Source organism: Paenibacillus sp. PastM-3, assembly GCF_029893965.1.
GTDB lineage: Bacteria > Bacillota > Bacilli > Paenibacillales > Paenibacillaceae > Paenibacillus_AQ.
In genome coordinates, this window is sequence record NZ_JARXXP010000026.1 from 1 (window position 1) to 17,177 (window position 17,177).

At 42.4% G+C, this 17,177-nt stretch carries 15 protein-coding genes; 9 read left to right on the forward strand and 6 right to left on the reverse strand.

Annotated features, from left to right (window positions below):
* Positions 1 to 358: 358 nt before the first annotated feature.
* On the reverse strand, positions 359 to 1,126 hold the full coding sequence (locus M2108_RS25525; RefSeq protein ID WP_277472257.1) for a nucleotidyltransferase domain-containing protein: 768 nt from the start codon (positions 1,124 to 1,126) through the stop codon (positions 359 to 361).
* Between the two features lie 797 nt (positions 1,127 to 1,923).
* Between M2108_RS25525 and M2108_RS25530 the strand changes: the two genes are divergently transcribed.
* Positions 1,924 to 2,724, forward strand: coding sequence for an aminoglycoside phosphotransferase family protein (locus M2108_RS25530; RefSeq protein ID WP_277472256.1), 801 nt, complete (start codon positions 1,924 to 1,926; stop codon positions 2,722 to 2,724).
* Positions 2,725 to 3,076: 352 nt separating this feature from the next.
* Here the strand turns inward: M2108_RS25530 and M2108_RS25535 are convergent, their stop codons facing one another.
* The gene (locus M2108_RS25535; protein ID WP_481856948.1) at positions 3,077 to 3,808 is read right to left on the reverse strand and encodes a metallophosphoesterase family protein; all 732 of its coding nucleotides are present in this window, start codon (positions 3,806 to 3,808) and stop codon (positions 3,077 to 3,079) included.
* A 564-nt stretch (positions 3,809 to 4,372) separates the two neighbouring features.
* Here M2108_RS25535 and M2108_RS25540 point away from each other — a divergent pair.
* Positions 4,373 to 4,768 carry a VOC family protein gene (locus M2108_RS25540; RefSeq protein WP_277472254.1) on the forward strand — a complete coding sequence of 132 codons (396 nt, stop codon included), beginning with the start codon at positions 4,373 to 4,375 and terminating at the stop codon, positions 4,766 to 4,768.
* Between the two features lie 1,209 nt (positions 4,769 to 5,977).
* Here M2108_RS25540 and M2108_RS25545 read toward each other — a convergent pair.
* Both M2108_RS25545 and M2108_RS25550 read right to left on the reverse strand, forming a co-directional pair.
* Positions 5,978 to 6,652: a DsbA family protein gene (locus M2108_RS25545; protein WP_277472253.1), complete on the reverse strand. Its 675-nt coding sequence runs from the start codon at positions 6,650 to 6,652 to the stop codon at positions 5,978 to 5,980.
* Positions 6,653 to 6,711: 59 nt separating this feature from the next.
* Complete coding sequence (locus M2108_RS25550) at positions 6,712 to 7,350, reverse strand: FMN-dependent NADH-azoreductase (protein WP_277472252.1); 639 nt, start codon at positions 7,348 to 7,350, stop codon at positions 6,712 to 6,714.
* Between the two features lie 169 nt (positions 7,351 to 7,519).
* Between M2108_RS25550 and M2108_RS25555 the strand changes: the two genes are divergently transcribed.
* Complete coding sequence (locus M2108_RS25555) at positions 7,520 to 7,948, forward strand: Rrf2 family transcriptional regulator (RefSeq protein WP_277472251.1); 429 nt, start codon at positions 7,520 to 7,522, stop codon at positions 7,946 to 7,948.
* A gap of 310 nt (positions 7,949 to 8,258) precedes the next feature.
* Here M2108_RS25555 and M2108_RS25560 read toward each other — a convergent pair whose 3' ends face one another.
* Complete coding sequence (locus M2108_RS25560) at positions 8,259 to 8,702, reverse strand: carboxymuconolactone decarboxylase family protein (protein WP_277472250.1); 444 nt, start codon at positions 8,700 to 8,702, stop codon at positions 8,259 to 8,261.
* Between the two features lie 199 nt (positions 8,703 to 8,901).
* Between M2108_RS25560 and M2108_RS25565 the strand changes: the two genes are divergently transcribed.
* Positions 8,902 to 9,513, forward strand: coding sequence for a TetR/AcrR family transcriptional regulator (locus M2108_RS25565; protein WP_277472249.1), 612 nt, complete (start codon positions 8,902 to 8,904; stop codon positions 9,511 to 9,513).
* A gap of 950 nt (positions 9,514 to 10,463) precedes the next feature.
* Here the strand turns inward: M2108_RS25565 and M2108_RS25570 are convergent.
* The gene (locus tag M2108_RS25570; RefSeq protein ID WP_277472248.1) at positions 10,464 to 10,925 is read right to left on the reverse strand and encodes a MerR family transcriptional regulator; all 462 of its coding nucleotides are present in this window, start codon (positions 10,923 to 10,925) and stop codon (positions 10,464 to 10,466) included.
* A 163-nt stretch (positions 10,926 to 11,088) separates the two neighbouring features.
* On the opposite strand from M2108_RS25570, the gene M2108_RS25575 reads away from it, so the two are divergent.
* From M2108_RS25575 to M2108_RS25595, 5 genes are all read left to right on the forward strand, one after another.
* Complete coding sequence (locus M2108_RS25575; RefSeq protein WP_277472247.1) at positions 11,089 to 11,940, forward strand: aldo/keto reductase; 852 nt, start codon at positions 11,089 to 11,091, stop codon at positions 11,938 to 11,940.
* 177 nt (positions 11,941 to 12,117) lie between these two features.
* Positions 12,118 to 13,095: an ABC transporter permease gene (locus M2108_RS25580; RefSeq protein ID WP_277472246.1), complete on the forward strand. Its 978-nt coding sequence runs from the start codon at positions 12,118 to 12,120 to the stop codon at positions 13,093 to 13,095.
* An 18-nt stretch (positions 13,096 to 13,113) separates the two neighbouring features.
* Positions 13,114 to 14,031: a carbohydrate ABC transporter permease gene (locus M2108_RS25585; RefSeq protein WP_277472245.1), complete on the forward strand. Its 918-nt coding sequence runs from the start codon at positions 13,114 to 13,116 to the stop codon at positions 14,029 to 14,031.
* A 107-nt stretch (positions 14,032 to 14,138) separates the two neighbouring features.
* A complete protein-coding gene (locus M2108_RS25590; protein ID WP_277472244.1) occupies positions 14,139 to 15,719 on the forward strand; it encodes a DUF3502 domain-containing protein in 1,581 nt (526 codons plus the stop codon).
* Between the two features lie 76 nt (positions 15,720 to 15,795).
* Positions 15,796 to 17,175, forward strand: coding sequence for a glycosyl hydrolase family 28 protein (locus tag M2108_RS25595; protein ID WP_277472243.1), 1,380 nt, complete (start codon positions 15,796 to 15,798; stop codon positions 17,173 to 17,175).
* Positions 17,176 to 17,177: the final 2 nt, after the last annotated feature.

Sequence of the window (17,177 nt, forward strand, 5' to 3'; positions counted from 1 at the left end):
ATCGGGTCGGTCAACACTTGCGTTAGATTCGCGACTTCCCCCTCGGGGGAATCTGTGCTTAAAAGAGTTTACACAAAATTATTGACAGACCCTCATTATAGACGTTCCTGTTATAGGTGTTTTGTGAAAATATGAGTATTAGGCTCTCCAGTAAACGAAGCAGCGGCAGACAAGACTCGGAAAATAAAGTCTTAGGCTGCCGCTGTTGTGTCGAGCACGTTTCTCGTGAGCACGATAGTCTTATATTTTAATTAGAATCGCTGCTTATAGTTGTGAGGCTTGCCGAACACCTAACGCAGTGACGTCCCGACGGGCTTAGGGAGCTGGATGTGGTCACTCGCTTCTCAGAGTGATGGTGTTAGCCGAAGGAAGTTCTGGAAGCAGCCATTGCATTTAAGGCGTTCTCAAAATAGCTATATACTTCATCTGCGATTCCCAGAAACTCTTCGACAAGTACATTACTATCCAAGTAACAGGCATACAGATAATCAACTAAAGCGGAGTCAATCTCACAATAGTTTAATATGGCATTTTTCATCTTAAGAATGTCATCTTGCCATGTACCTGTATCTTCTAAAACCAAAGAGTATAATGCACGAATTAATCTCTTAGAGTAACCTTTAATATATCTAGTTTTCATTGTGTTATCACTAGCATTAGAAAGTAAACTATGTATATGTTCTACTTCCTCCTTGGTCTCTGTATTTAAGTCTAAAATGAACGCTGGAGAAATCATTATCGGGGGTACTTTTTCACCAACGTCATGACCATATATGCAAACACAAATGATCTTTATCCAAAAACCCCACTCATTCGGTTTACTTAATACATCGTCCATCGAGCAAATTATCGTATCAATCTTAGTTACTACCGGATACTCTTCCAATAGCCTGTCTTTAATATTTGACAATCTTTCGTGATCAATATCTTTGGGATTTACACATACAATAGTAAAGTCTGCATCTGACTTAAAAGGTTTAGCAGTTCCTTTGGGAATCGAGCCACACATATAAATGCTATGAATTGTACCTTTGAATTCGGTAAGTATATTATCGATATACTTATCAACAAAATCCTTATATTCACTTTGTATTACAATTCTATTGATAACTTTTTCTAATATCATATAGACTCCTCCTAAACTAAGAACTTCTTTCGGCTAACGTCTTTCTGCGAATTTCGTAAATTCGTCACGACTTAAGTTATTCACGAAATCATTCAACTATCCTGCCCGTTAACGTAACGAGAGTCAGACGGTCCTTAAGCTCGGCTGCTTCTGTCTGTACTGAGCTACGGTTTTCCGTTAGCTGAATAATCTACGAAGAAATTTAATCCACTTGGGCTCATATGCTTCACTTATTGGAATCCCTGTATAATAACTATGATAAGGGTCCATGTCCCATAATTTCAAAAGCCCCTCGGGAACCTCATACTTAAATAAGGGTGAGCTATGGTCTGCTCTAATATAATACTCATCACATGCAACACAGTACAAAATCTGTGATTGATCAGAGGAATATGCATAAATACTAAGCTCAGTGCTACAGGCTTCGCATCGACGTATTCGATTACGATTTAGCAAATCGATAAATAACTTCAGATTTACCATCTCCCCATATAACAAGCAATATCGATTGCATACTTGTATTCTGTTACGAACCTAGCTTATCCTCATACCGTTCTCCGTTCAAAAAGGCATATTCTTTTTCATATATTCGGGGTCTTCTCCACGCTATCCTGCCCGTTAGTTGAATAAGCATGCTTTCTTGTACTGCACAATATCTTCGTACTGTGTAACAACTAACAGAATAATTTCTGTCAAGTAGACTTTCGATGGATTAAGCTAACAGGCAGTTTATTTGATAATTATGGTGAACCAGGATTAGAATAGTAATATCAAATAAATAAGAGGAGCACGGCATAATGACTCAGGACGAAGTATTACAGGGCGGAAATGTTAACCTCATTGTCCGTAAGGAGAATACTGTTCTCCGCCCCACTGGTTATTGGAGTCCGTCTGTTCACCAACTACTTATACATCTAGACAAGCAAAGCTTCGAGGGAGCACCAAGATTCCTAGGAATCGATGAATCTAATCGTGAAATATTAACATTCATTTCAGGGGAAGTTCCAGGAAACGATTACCCCGACCTTGAACCTTACATGTGGTCGGATGAAACACTTGTGGGTTTAGCACGCCTTTTATGTCGTTTCCATGATGCAACAGAAGGCTCTACTCTCATGACGAAGGGAAAATGGCAGCTTAGTTATAGTGATGATCATTGTTACGAAGTGATATGTCATAATGACGCTGCGTTGTACGATGTGGTCTTTCAAAAGGGGATTCCTGTAGCGCTGATTGATTTTGACATGGCTGGACCAGGTCCACGTATGTGGGACATTGCGTACACCCTCTATACATCGATTCCGCTTACGAGCTTCTCGCCTGATTATTTTTCGGGAAAAACGGTAGGGTACCAAACAGATTTACATTCTATGGAGCGCAGTCGACGAATTCACTTGTTTTTTGAATCGTATGGAACCCCCGTGCCTTATGACCTGCGTGAGTGGATTATCAAACGATTGACTACTATGTGCGATACATTGAGAAATGGAGCCTCCGAAGGAAATCTTGCTTTTCAAAAGATGGTTGATGGGGGACACTTGGCCCACTATGAAAGCGAGATTCAATTTGTAACAGATCATTTCAAAGACTGGATATAGAATTAAGCATTACGCTAACGAGAAAATTCAGTTCAATAAACCAACAGTAGTCTAGACTCTTTTTCTCAGTTTAAGACAGCTGTTGGTTTTTATATTGGAGTCCTCAAAACGAGCTCGTTTGGTCGAATGTGACATAAAACCTCCACTATCTTGTTCAACTAAATATCCTGCCCTATCGTTGAATAAAAGCACCCGATCACATGGAACAGCTGCTTCCTTGGTATTATTGTTCTCATATTGCTTTAACGATTGAATACCAATTAATAGAAGAAGACCGTGGGATTGAGCATTCAATCACCTTTATTTATTTGCTTTGGTTTTACCATAATTAAAATTCTCCTGCCCTGTTCTCTTACATTCTCTTTGCTCTGCCATATCTAATCGCATAACTATAATCCTCTCGGTCGTTTTGATCTGCCCTCTGGGCGGCTAACTCATAATCGTATGGAAGTAAAATATTCTCGAGAACCCATGACTGATCATTTCGGCTTACAATCACATACTTTGCATGTGGTGTCTTTGATTCCATGTAATGAGGGTGGGGGGTGTCTTCAAAGTATGCTGGAAGCCCAACACTTCCAGCATTAACAATCCATTTGCCATCTGGTAACCACACTGTTTTTTGTTTATGTGTATGACCGCAAAAAATTAGTTTTTGATCGACAAAGGCTAGTTCAGACATTAGTTTCGCTACGCTCTTTTCAACAACACCATGTATTGAAACTTCATCCAATAGATATTCGTCATCTGATAAAGGAGTCCCATGGCAGAATAATAAATCATCAATAATACATGTTCTATTAAAAGTTTGAATCCAATGATTTATTTCTTGAGTCAGCAAAGGCTTTACATAATGAAAGGTCAATGAATCCATTTGATCTTGAAGCAAGTACCGGTCACAATTTCCCATAATGTTAGTTATATGGGGTCTCTTCATGAGCAATTCTGCAGTTTTAATAGGATCGATGGGACCGAACAGTGTATCGCCTAAATTTACAATTGTTTTTATTCCGCGTGAATCTATATCATTAAGGACGGCTTCTAAAGCATAAGAGTTGCTGTGTATATCAGATATGACAGCCATAGAACTACTTTTATTCAACTGCAATCACCACTTTCTGTATGTTTATTAATAGTATCAAGTATTTTACTACTGAATTTAACCAATGTACGATTCGATTCTGCAGCCGTACACTATTTGTCACCCAAAATTCTCCGTCACTCATCAAGGTCTTCAAGCGCTGGAACTCATGTGACTGACGCGTGTACTCGGTTGAATGAGATCCTCTGATTGCTTGTAAAAGCTCATTTGGATACTTGCCAGACTACCATTCCACCAAAAGAAATAACTTGGAATGCATCCTTAGTGATATCCTCTATGCTTGAAGCGTAATAAATACTCCTCCCTATATCTTCCTTTCATAAAGCTATCTGCGGTTTCAATATTACCTTCTAATCCCGAGGGCTTATAGCGTTAAACTGCCCGTTAGTTGAATAAGCATGCTTTCTTGTACTGCACAATATCTTCGTACTGTGCAATAATCACTATGACTCTTAATGAAAAAACCTTTTAAGCTAGCGGGCAGGATAGTATGGGTAACCATCTTGAAATAATTAGCGAGGTTAATTTAAGAAAAGGGCTGAGTAGATGCTAAATGGAAAAATCTTAGGAATCGCATATAATGTAATTCCGGTTAAAGATGTAAAAAAATCTGCAGAATGGTTTGTCAGTCATTTTGGTTTTAACATCAGAAACGATAGGGGAAATTATTTAAGCTTATTTAGGGGCAATCGTCCAATAATTGATTTAATTGAATCTGATAATGAAACAAGAGCAGTTTTTGAAGTAAATGAACGGCAAAGGTGGATTGTAACATTTTTTACAGATGATATTAGCTCATTACACATGAGGCTAACATCTGAGGGAGTTACGACCAGGCCAATTAGCAATGAAGGCATTTACGGCAAGTTTTTTGTTTTTGAAGACCTTGATGGAAATTTATTTGATGTATGGGAGCATAATGACTGTGAATTACTCTTTTGAGGCAGCAATCAACGGAATCATTTAGTTTAATAACATAGCGGCAGTCTATGAGCTGCCGCAATATGCTATGATCCTGACCTTCCTATCCCTCTCTTACTGCGCAATATGCGTCGAATGTGACATAAAACCTCCACTTATCTTGTTCAACTAACTGCTCGTTTGCTGAATAAAAGCACCCGATCATTGATCTGCTGCTTTCTCTGTATTACAAACTATCGTTTCCCGTTAGCGTAATGATGTTGGATTCGATCCGAGGGCCGAATGTCTCGAAGCGTGAATGTGGTGTTATATTAAGTCCCCTGACTTCTTGAGTTGCTCTTAAAATTGATTCTTGTTCTTAGTTAATTTACTAAATAAAGTCTTAGAAAGTCTCAGTTGATCCTCCAAGACAAATAAATCTCCCCCGACTTCTTCACGATCCTTCAAATTCAAAACAAGTGTTTCAGATAACTTATATATACTTGTAAATACTTCATTGAACCTGCAGTAAATATTCTTGGATATTAGTTTTCCTTCCTTTGAAAATATTGAATAAATTATGTTCCTGTGATTCTTAACATTCCTTTGAACTAATTTTATTGATAAAACTTCATTGTCAACTAATTGAAATGTTATGAAGTTATTTGTATCAGGATAAAAATATACATGACGTTCCGAAATTGTATTACTTTTTGAAATTAGTAACCTCAATTCTTTCAACATAAATCTCAAAGTTGTAATTGGAAGACCATTGTAATTTCTAGTCGGAAAAGTGAGGTCTGCTGTTTCAATGAAAAATTCAGTCATAAAAGTACTGTGTTCATGAGAGAAAAATATGTGACTTTGATCTATCTTGAATTCAAGTGCAGTTAGTTTCACTAAATCACTACTTTCAAATCGTTTATTAAGCTCTTAAGGGATTTCAATAATAACATATTACGAATATTTACTTGGATTATTCGTGAAGGTATTAAACTATCCTGCCCGTTAACGTAACAAGAGTCAGTCAGCCGGTTCTTGAGCCCGGCTGACTCTGTCTGTACTGAGCTATAGTCTCTCGTTAGTTGAATCTGCACGCTTTAATTTATTGCACAATATCTTCGTACTGTGTAACAATCTCTATGACTCTGGATGAAAAAGCTTCATTGAGCTATCTGGCAGTTTACGCTAATTAAAAAAAAGCTCTGTCCCGCACGAATGCAGAATCAGAGCTTTCCTTCTCTACAGATTTTAACAGCCGTTCTTATTATCCAGTGAACAATGTTCCTCTGATGTATTTTGTAATACATTTGTTTGGGTCAAGCGTTCTTCAATCTCCTCGATGCTCATAGCACCGCCTAGTGAGATCAACTTATTACCGTTACGTAGGAGTAAGCTGGGAAAGCTATTTATCCCAAGTTGCCTTACTTTTGCGAAATCTGCACGGGCTGCTCTTACTGCCGCTAGGTCAACCAATAGTTTCAGAACTGCGTCTGGATCAATATTGTTAGCCATAGCAATTTTATAAAACGTTCCTGGATCACTAAGGCTCATACCCTCGTAGTAAAATGCATGCTGCATGGCGGAGGCAAGATATATCGCACGATCAGGCGCTAGGGAACGCAAAGCGTTAAATCCGATTGCTGCCCGTTCAGAATCCAAAACGAAACTGCCCTCACTTAGGAGTTCCTCGTAAGCTGGTCCAAACTTAACACCAGTAAGTTGACTAATCCGCTTGTTTGCCTCTGGAATATGATGGAATGAACCGATAGAAAGAGTTCGATTACCAATAAATAGACCACCACTCAAAACAGTAAGTGGCAATTCGGGGTGATTTTCATGAAGACTGCGGATAGTTTTTGAAAACCCGTAACACCATCCACAGTAAGCATCCCATGCATAGATAAGTTCTTTATCAGTAGTCATAATGACTCCTTTCCAAATCAATTATTATTGACTCGCTCGTCAACAACTGTTTTTTGTACTTAGAACGTTTGAGCAAGTTCTTTTGCACGTCGGATAGCATCTTCCTTAATTTCTTGTGCTTTATCGTGAGCTTTATTGTGACCCTCAACGAACAATCCTTCGAAAGAAGGAATACCAAAGAAATTCATAATGACTTGGAGATGACGGTGCCCCATTTCAAGTTCTGATGCTGGTGCCTCAGAATAAAATCCGCCGCGTGCTTGAATGTGTAGTGCCTTTTTGTCAGTTAAAAGACCTACAGGCTGCCCTTGTTCCGTGTATCTAAACGATTTACCAGCTACAGAGACTGCATCAATGTAAGCCTTCATAATAGGCGGATATGAGAAGTTCCAAAAAGGAGTAACAAATACATATTTATCAGCCTGGATAAATTGATCAGACAATTCAGCAAGTCGTGTTACTTTAGCTTGTTCCTCTTCTGATAATTGACTGAATTCTGTACCTGAACTAAGTTTTCCCCAACCGCTAAATACATCTGCGTCGATATAGGGGATATACTCTTTATATAAATCAACTGCGATTACTTCATCCTGTGGGTTAACGTCTTTGTAGGATTCAATAAACGTGTTGCCAACAGTCATGCTGTATGACTGAGTTTCATCAAGTGGGTGTGCTGTGATATATAATACTTTTTCCATAAATAGTATCATCCTTTATAATGTATTTGCGTCATGTAACCAAACTTGTTACACCTACCTCTTGTAACTATAATAGTTACAAGTTTATTGCTTGTCAATACCTAGATTTTATATTGACCTTATTTAAATAAGCTAACATATATAATAAAAAATAGGAGAGGTGAAAGAATTGTCAATTAGTAGTCGTTTCTCAGTAGGAATTCACATTTTATCTTTGCTTGAGATAAATAAGACAGGAGTGAATTCATCGGAGGCAATAGCCAACAGTGTCAACACTAATCCCGTTGTGATAAGAAGAATTATGGGTATGCTAAAAAATGCTGAATTGGTTAGAATCAAACCTGGAATTGCAGGGGCTGAGTTGGCTCGGGAATTGTCTGAAATCACCTTGCTTGATGTATACAAAGCAGTGAATGTAGTAAACGAAAATGGATTATTCAGCATCCATGAAAATCCGAACCCAGATTGTCCTGTGGGCAAACAATTGCAAGAAACGATTGAACCCATATTTATTTTAGCCCAATCAGCATTAGAAAAGGTTCTTCAAGAAGTCACCATGGAGGATATTGTTAATAACCTTAATAAAGATGAAAAATAAGGATGACACTGGTTAATTAACCCAGATTAAAAGAGGCTGCAGCAAAATACATTCAATACAAATAGGTCGTAAACAGAAGATCGTGAGAAGAAGATCGTGAGAAGCAGATTGAGAATCTTATGGACGATGATTGGCAAGATTGATCAATAATATGTATTTCTACATTTGTAGTTTTCTTATAATAAAAACCCAACTTCACTTTTAGAAGTCGGGTTTATTCTATCTGATTTCTGTTTCTAACAGCGCTGGGTATTCTAAATCAGTAACCAGTCGCATTGATTGCAGAAAAGGTTTGTTGTGAATTTTCTTTTTAATCTATTTGGGGAATCAGTCTTGTTGAGATAGCGACTCGGTTGAATGTGTTAATCATTATAGCTGCCATAATAAGTTCTGCAATTTCTTCTTGTGAAAAATATTTCTGTACTTCATCATATATACGATCTGGTAGCTGTTCTTTACTTATAAGTGTAATTGCTTCTGTTAAAGCTAGTACAGCTTTTTCTTGTTCTGTGAATAGATTTGACTCTTCCCATGCACTTAAAGCATAGATTTTTTGCTCTGTTACTCCATAGGAACGAGCTTTTTTTGTATGTCCATCGATGCAAAAAGCACATTTGTTTATTTGCGAAGCCCTAATATACATTAATTCCTGTAATGACTTGTCAATAGATGACTCTGTTGCGACCTTATATAAATTGCCTACTGCTGAATAACCTTTGGGGAATACCTTTCCCATTATAAATCTAGTTTCCATTTAATTTCCTCCTCAAATAAATTTCATCTCATCAAATTAAACAACATATTGTTGTGTAATTTATATAATGTTGTTTATAATTTAATGATAAACTTTTCGTTACATTATTCAATCATCAACTTTTCATATTTTATCTGTTAAACGACAGAATACATGAAAGTGTTAATAATTAAAAAATAAATAGATAGGTGATAGAAAAATGTCTAAAAAAACGGATCTTCGTGTTATTCGCACTCGTAAATTAATAAAAGAGGCATTTCTAACCCTGGTGGAAGAAAAAGGATTTGATGCAATCACCATACAAGATATTGCGGATCATGCAATCATTAATCGTGCTACTTTTTATCTACACTATTATGATAAACACGATTTATTGGAAAAACTGACTGAAGAGGTTTTTAAGGAATTAGCTCAATTAATAAAGCCGACTTCATATGTTAAGAACAATGAAGTGCTTATTTCAAAATTAGAAAAAATGATACAGAACATATTTGAAAATATTGGTGAAAATATTCGTTTTTATCAAGTGATGCTCGGCAACAACGGTATATATGGTGTAAACAGTAAAATACAAACAATAATAAAAAGTAATTTTAAACAGGAGTTTTTGTTGCTTAATCTCTATGAAAAGGACCTATCAATACCAATGGATCTACTTGTTGAGTTTATGGCCTCTGCTTTAATGGGAATGATTCGATGGTGGATAATTAATGATCAGATCTACTCTCCAAAACATATGAGTAAAAATTTGGTGAAGATTATCACAATGGGTCCTTTGGAAGCAGCAGGTTTAAAAATTGAAGATAAATAAAAAAAGAAACTCTTAACTTCAGAATTAAGAGGTAGGGCAATTTCCCTACCTTATTGAATAACAGTATTTTGCTTGCTTTTGGTAACAAAATATTTAGGGTAATTAATCATTCAACTAAAGATAAAACGTTAGTTCAACAACACAGCGACATGTATGACTTTATTTTTCGTTCAGAGCTGCCGCGATGGGCTGAGCTTTTTCATCGTACAATCCCTCACTTACTGCGCAATATGCGTCAAATGCGACATAAAACCTCCACTTATCTTGTTCAACTAACTGCTTGTTTGCTGAATAAAAGCAGCCGATCATTGATCAGCTGCTTTCTCTGTATTACAAACTATCGTTTCCCGATCGTTCAATTGGTTGGAGTTATAAATTGAAAGACTCCAAATAAGACGAGTAAAACCACGAACACTAAAATAAAAGTTATGCCGAACCTCAATATATTTGAAGATTGAGGGTTATTGCTCTGAACCTGATTTTCTAGAAAGGCGATTCGTTTTTTAAGTTCCTGAATCTCCAGATCCTTCTCATTCTCCATTGGTAATCCTCCCTTTTATCAGGATGAAGACTTATTACAATTATACCGCATATTGGAACTAATCTGCCCGATAGTTAAACAAAAGCAGCCAATCACCTGATCGGCTGCCTTAATGTCTTTATTGAGCTAATGTTTCCCTTTATGCAGGAGCATTCAGCCCTTTTTGTTATGCAGGAAATAGCCGGACAATATCTTAAGGCTTTCTTCCCGCAATATGCCGCTTGTAACTTCAGGCTTATGATAAGAATGTTCAAATACAAGGGTTCACAGCTTGAATATAACGTGTACTCCTGTAAATCGGTAATCTGTGTTTCTGCACAGAATTTCCGTAGCAATCCTGCTTCTGCATGAAACGTTGGATCACTGAATAAATCTGGTTCTCGTTACTATAAACAAATTCCCTTTCCATCTAACCTCTATGATCCGCTTTAGGAGCTGCAGGCGAGTAAAACACGTCACTATGCATATGCTTGATCTTGTCCCAGTTGCCCGGATTCATCGTATCAGGAGAGCGTTGCTCCAGAATAGCCTGATACAGTTCGGTTTTTTGTTCCAGATGGGCGATATGCTGTTTGGCTTCTTCAAGCTTAGCAAGTGCGTCCTCTTTATGCTCCATCATGAGTGCGTAGCGCTGCGAGAGGGTTGCTTCTCCTTCAAGACAGAGAGTCACGTACAGTCTGATGGCCTCAATGGGCATCCCGGATTGTTTAAGGCATTTGATGCCATGCAGCCAGTTAATCGATTCCTCATCAAATATCCGGATATTGTTTTGATTTCGCTGTATGCTGGGCACTAAACCTTTATCCGTGTAAAAGCGTATTGCGTGTTCAGTGAGTCCCGTTATTAGAGCAGCTTCCTTGACTGTATGCATATGAAATCCTCCGTTCATTTTTTTGAATCCGCTTGACTTCGTGTAACACGAAGGACCTAAGGTTAGTGTAACGCAAATGAGCCGTAGGTGAAATCCCTGCTGCAATGTCCGGTTCAGGGGTTACGTGCCGTTGCTGTTAAACATTTAACCGGGAGGAATTACAATGCACAATGTTACATTAAACAATGGTGTAAAAATGCCGCTCATCGGCTTCGGAGTTTACCAGATTCCTGATGCCCAAGCATGCGAGAACGCCGTGTATGAAGCGCTGATGGCCGGTTACCGCTTAATCGATACCGCCGCCGGTTATCTAAATGAGGAAGCGGTAGGCCGCGCGATTAAGCGCAGCGGTTTACCGCGTGAGGAGCTGTTCATCACGACCAAGCTCTGGGTTCAGGATGCCGGCTACAGGAGCGCAAAGCTGGCGTTTGATAAATCCCTTAAGAAGCTCCAGCTTGACTATCTTGATCTGTACCTGATTCACCAGCCATTCGGTGATTACTATGGTGCTTGGCGGGCGATGGAAGAACTGTACCGCGAAGGCAAAAGCAGGGCGATCGGGGTCAGCAATTTCCTGCCTGACCGTCTGATGGACCTGATTGTCCATAACGAAATAACACCCGCCGTCAACCAGATCGAGACGCATCCGTTCTACCAGCAGGCAGAGAGTGCAGCTTTTATGAAAGAACAGGGGGTACAGCACCAGTCGTGGGCTCCGTTTGCTGAAGGCCTCAACAACCTATTCGGTAACGAGGTATTGCTCTCGCTGGCAGAGAAACACAATAAGTCTGTCGCCCAAGTCGTATTGCGCTGGCTTGTTCAGCGTGGGGTCGTTGTCATTCCTAAATCAGTCAGAAAAGAGCGTATTGCCGAGAACATTAATATTTTTGATTTTGAGCTCCGTTCAGAGGATATGGAACAAATGGCTGCCCTTGATACACGGTCTAGTCTCTTCGGTTCTTACCTGGATCCGAAAACCGCACATATGATGGGTAATTGGAAAGTCGATCTGTAAACCTTTATTTCTTTAAATAATCCTGTAAAAGAGGGTCCCCCGGCCTTCTTTTTTTATGCCTGTATGGACTCAGCACCGGGGCAAACACCATCCTTTTTTGCAAGGAATTTTGGTTATTTGTGATATTTCCCGTGCCGGCACGGCGGTAGAATTAGGGATGAAAGGAGAAGTGATTGCATGAACCAGGTATCACCGGCTGCTTCGAAAGCGATTAATAAGAAAGCGCTTAAACGAAAAGCTAAGCCATTTGCGGACTTTAGAGCGCACAAAACCTACTATTTTATGCTCATCCCGCTGTTCGCCTATTTTATAGCCTTTAACTACCTGCCGCTTGCCGGGCTGTACAATGCTTTTACCAATTATGATTTCAGCAAGGGACTGCTGAGCCCGTTCGTCGGCCTGCAGAATTTCGAGTTTCTGTTCAAGGGCGGGGCGGATTCGATCATCTGGAAGCTGACGCGCAATACCATTCTCTACAATGTGGCTTTTATTATCCTGAGTAATGTGTGCCAGATCGGGATGGCTGTGCTGCTCAAGGAGATTGCGTTCAAGCGGTTCGTTAAAACCTCGCAGACGCTGATGTTCATGCCTTATTTTGTCTCGATGGTTATCATCGGCTCCATCATTTATAACCTGTTCAATTTTAACTATGGCGTACTAAATAATATGTTCACTTCGCTGGGTATGGAAAAATTCGACTTCTACCGCACCCCCTGGGTCTGGCCGATCATCATTGTTGTCGTTGAGATCTGGAAGAGCCTGGGCTATGGAACGGTCATTTATCTGGCTTCCATTATGGGGATCGACGAGAGCATTTATGAGGCCGCTTACGTGGACGGAGCCTCCAAATGGCAGCGCATCCGTTATGTCACTCTTCCGCTGCTCAAGCCGACCGTCATTATACTGCTGCTGTTCGCGGTCGGCGGAATACTGAAAGGACAATTCGATCTCTTCTGGAATATCGTCGGCAATAACGGGCTGCTGCTGAACGCGACGGACATTATCGATACTTATGTGTACCGTTCATTGACCGTTAACTTCAGCATCAATCTGGGAACGGCTGCGGGCTTGTATCAATCGGTATTCGGCCTGCTGCTAATCCTGACCGTGAATGCCATTGTCAGAAAGGTAGACCGGGAAAATTCTTTATTCTAGAAAGGGCTGTGATTGCACGTGAGTTCTGTGGCTGTTGATAAGCACGGCAGTAAAATCCGCAAGGATGCCGGAACAAAAATATTTGATGTTTTCGCTGTAGTGGCGGTTTCCATCGGCGCTCTGCTCTGTGTCATTCCGTTCATTATTATGCTCTCCGGTTCCTTCAGCACAGAGTCGGAGGTTGTGCGGAGCGGATATTCGATTATACCCAAGGGCTTCACTTTGGAGGCCTACCGGGTTGTCTTCACATCACTGGGCAGCACCATCGGCAGAGCCTATATGGTAACCATCTATGTAACGGCGGTGGGGACCTTTCTCGGCCTGCTCTGTACCTCTATGGGTGGATATGTGCTTTCCCGCCCGGATTTTAAGCACAGGGATAAGGTGTCATTCTTCGTCTACTTCACGACACTGTTCAGCGGCGGCCTGATTCCTACCTATCTTGTTGTAGCCAATGTGCTGCATCTGAATCACTCGCTCTGGTCTGTTATTCTCGGCGGCCTGATGTCTGCGTTCAACGTATTCCTGTTCCGGAACTTCATCAAGGGAATTCCCGATGCGCTGATGGAATCAGCGAGAATCGACGGAGCCGGGGATTTCCGGATCTACTGGCAGATCATCATTCCGCTCACCAAGCCGGCTATGGCGACCATCGGTCTGTTCACGGCACTTGGCTACTGGAATAACTGGTTTACCTACAGCCTCTATCTGATTACGGATAAGGATAAATGGGGGCTGCAGTACCTGCTCTACCGGATGCTGTCCAGAGTAACAGATGCAGTCAAGGGCTCAGATGTCCTGATTATCCAGCAGCTGCCCAGTGAAACGATGAAGCTGGCTACGGCGATGCTGGTTACCGGACCGGTTCTGCTGTTCTATCCGTTTGTGCAGCGTTATTTTGTCAGCGGCCTGGTAGTCGGCAGTGTGAAGGGGTAAGAAACGGCAGTCCAAGGCGGCTGACGAATCCGGTTTGAAGCGAAGAAGATGTATATACTGTTTTCTCCGCTGAACATATACTTGTTCTAATAATGGAGGGGTTAAGCTTGAAGAGAAAGCAAATCACAAAGACAATGTTCGTCACATCCATGGCCTTATTGCTGGGCCTGTCTACAGCCTGCTCAAATTCGAATTCGGGCAGCGGTAACAGCGGAAGTGAGCCTGCTAAGACCGGTAACTCGGCAGCAACGGATGCACCGAAAGAAATCGTTGAATTGAAAGCGATTACGATGGGGAACGAGCCGAAAAGCGGTCTGGATAACTTTTACAAAGAGCTGGACGCTTTGACTGAACAGGATCTCGGTATCCGCGTCCGGTTCGACTATATCCCGTGGGGCGATGAGAAAAACCAGATCAGCCGGGCTATCGCCGCCAAGGAATATGATCTTTATGTCGGCGGTGCCTGGTCCGATTTTGCCAACTTTGCCACCAAGAACGCTTTTGCCGATCTGACGCCGCTTCTGGAAGAAACGCCCGATCTGGTAGAGCACTACAAAGGCTCGCTCGACCGCGTAAAAATCGACGGCAAGGTATTCGGCATTCCGCAATACAACAAGCCGGGCGGCGGCGGGGAAGGCATGCTGTACCGTGAGGACCTGCGCCAGAAGTGGGGACTTCCGGAGATCAACAGCCTGGAAACCGCCGAGCAGTATCTCTACAAAGCCAAAGAGGAATATCCGTCTACCCCGATGCTGAATGACAAGCGTTTTGGCACGAATATTTACTCCCAGCTGATTGCCAGCAAATACTATACGGTTGCCGCCGATTATGCTGTAGCCGCCTATGATGATCCTTATAAAATCATCAGCATTTACGATACACCAGAATATAAGGAGGCTGTGGCTAAGGCCAAGCAGTGGTATGACGACGGAATCGTTGATCATGACGTGCTTGCCGCACAGGGGAATGCGACTGCCGAAACGCTGGAGCTGATGAAGGTGGACCAGAAGCCGCTTGAATTCAACAATCACTTTGGTGCAGTCAGCAACAACTATATCAACCAGCTTAAAGAGGCGCTGCCGGATTCAACCTATGGCTGGTATGATTTTTTAATGGATAACAATGCCCCGGCCTTCCTGCCGAGAATGTCGCCAAGCACGATTACGATGATCTCTGTAGGCGCTAATTCCCAATATGCCCTGGAAGCACTGAAATTTATTGAAAAAGGGCATACCGACCAGACCTATTACAACTTACTCGCTTATGGTGTAGAGGGTGAAAATTACAAGGCCGACGCGGAAGGCTTCATTAATTATGAAGGGATTCCGACGGACAATATCAAGCCTGCCTGGACCGGGCTGGCTGACGGGTATATGGCACTCCAGGTCAAATATCCGGGTGAATGGAAAAGCATCTATGACGAGCTTCAGGCTGAAGGAATCAAGCGTTCGGAAGCAGGAGGTACAGATCCGTACGAAGGCTTCAGCTTCGACACCAGCTCGCTGGCTACCGAACTGTCCAATCTGGAGACGGTAAAAACCCAATATATCCAGCCGCTTAGCGTAGGGATGACCAATGACATCGGCGGCGATCTGGCAAAAGTACAGAAGCAGCTGAAGGATGCAGGCTTCGATGCTTATCTGGCTGAATTGCAGAAGCAGGTGGATGCATTCAAGGCATCCAAATAACAGGCTGTGCAAGCCGCCCGGCAGGGACATTCCTGCCGGGCGGATTTGGAAATAGAATCCGAAAGATGGTGGGAACATGGATAAACTAGTGGTTTACACTGCCCCGCCGGACGTACCCGCCAAGGAGGATTTTGCAGTATATGTGCGGATTCCCGGGGAAGCCTGGCAGCAGCTGTTTGTGTATGAGGTCAAGGTGGATATGCACAATGTGCGCTCTGCGTCTATGGCCTATTTTGATATGAGTGGGAAAGTGGAGGTACGGGTAGAGAGCCTGAAGCAGCCGGTTCATGAGGCGGTAATCCGTCCGTTGTCAGTGGACCTCCCTTTTGAGCAGACAGACATGGAATTGACCTTTATGCTGGACCGTCCGCAGAAGCTATCTATTGAAATCAACGGGGAGCGGTTCAGTAATCTGCACCTGTTCGCGAACCCCTGTGAGAGTGATGCACCGGACCCGCAGCAGGAGAACGTTCTCCTGCTGCAGCCGGCCATCCACCGGACGGAGGATATCAGCCGTCTGCTGGCACAGGCTGAGGGAACAGACGGGCGGGTGCGGGACACGCTGTATTTTGCACCGGGCATGCATTATATCGAGGAGACGCTGCTAAGGATTCCATCCGGGATAACCGTCTATATTGCCGGCGGCGCCGTGGTGGCAGGCTCCATGGTCTGTGATCGCGTGCACGATGTTTCCATACGATGCAGAGGGATCATCCGCCTGTCTGACTTTCACCGCTTCTCGGCCTTCCGCGGCATCCGGATTATGTTCTCGGAGCAGATCTCGGTTGAAGGCATTATTACGCTGGACCCGCCTCATTACAGCATTTATCTGGGCAAGTCGCGGCAGGTGTCCGTACGGAATTTCAAATCCTTCAGCACCCGGGGCTGGTCGGACGGCATTGATATGATGGCCTGCACTGATATTGAGATCGATGATGTTTTCCTGCGCACCTCGGATGACTGCATCGCGATCTACGGCTCACGCTGGGACTATTACGGGAACAGCAGCGGCATCCGGGTGCGTAATTCCATCCTCTGGGCGGACGTTGCCCATCCGCTGATGATCGGCACCCACGGCGACCATCACGGGGACGGGGATATTATTGAAGATATCGTGTTCGAGAACATTGATATTCTGGAGCACCACGAGCCGCAGGTGAATTATATGGGGGCCATGGCCATCAATGCCGGTGATAAAAATACAATCAGGAATGTGCTATACCGGAACATCCGGGTCGAGCCCTTCGAGCTAGGCCGTCTGATCGACCTGAGGGTGGTATGGAACAAGGACTATAATCCCGTCCCCGGACACCGGATTGAGCATATCCGCTTTGAGGATGTTTCGTATAACGGGAGTAATGCGCACCCGATCCAGATCTTCGGCTATGATGACAAACGGACCGCCGATCATGTGAGCTTCAAGCGCCTCAAGGTAAACGGGCAGACGATTCTGTAGCC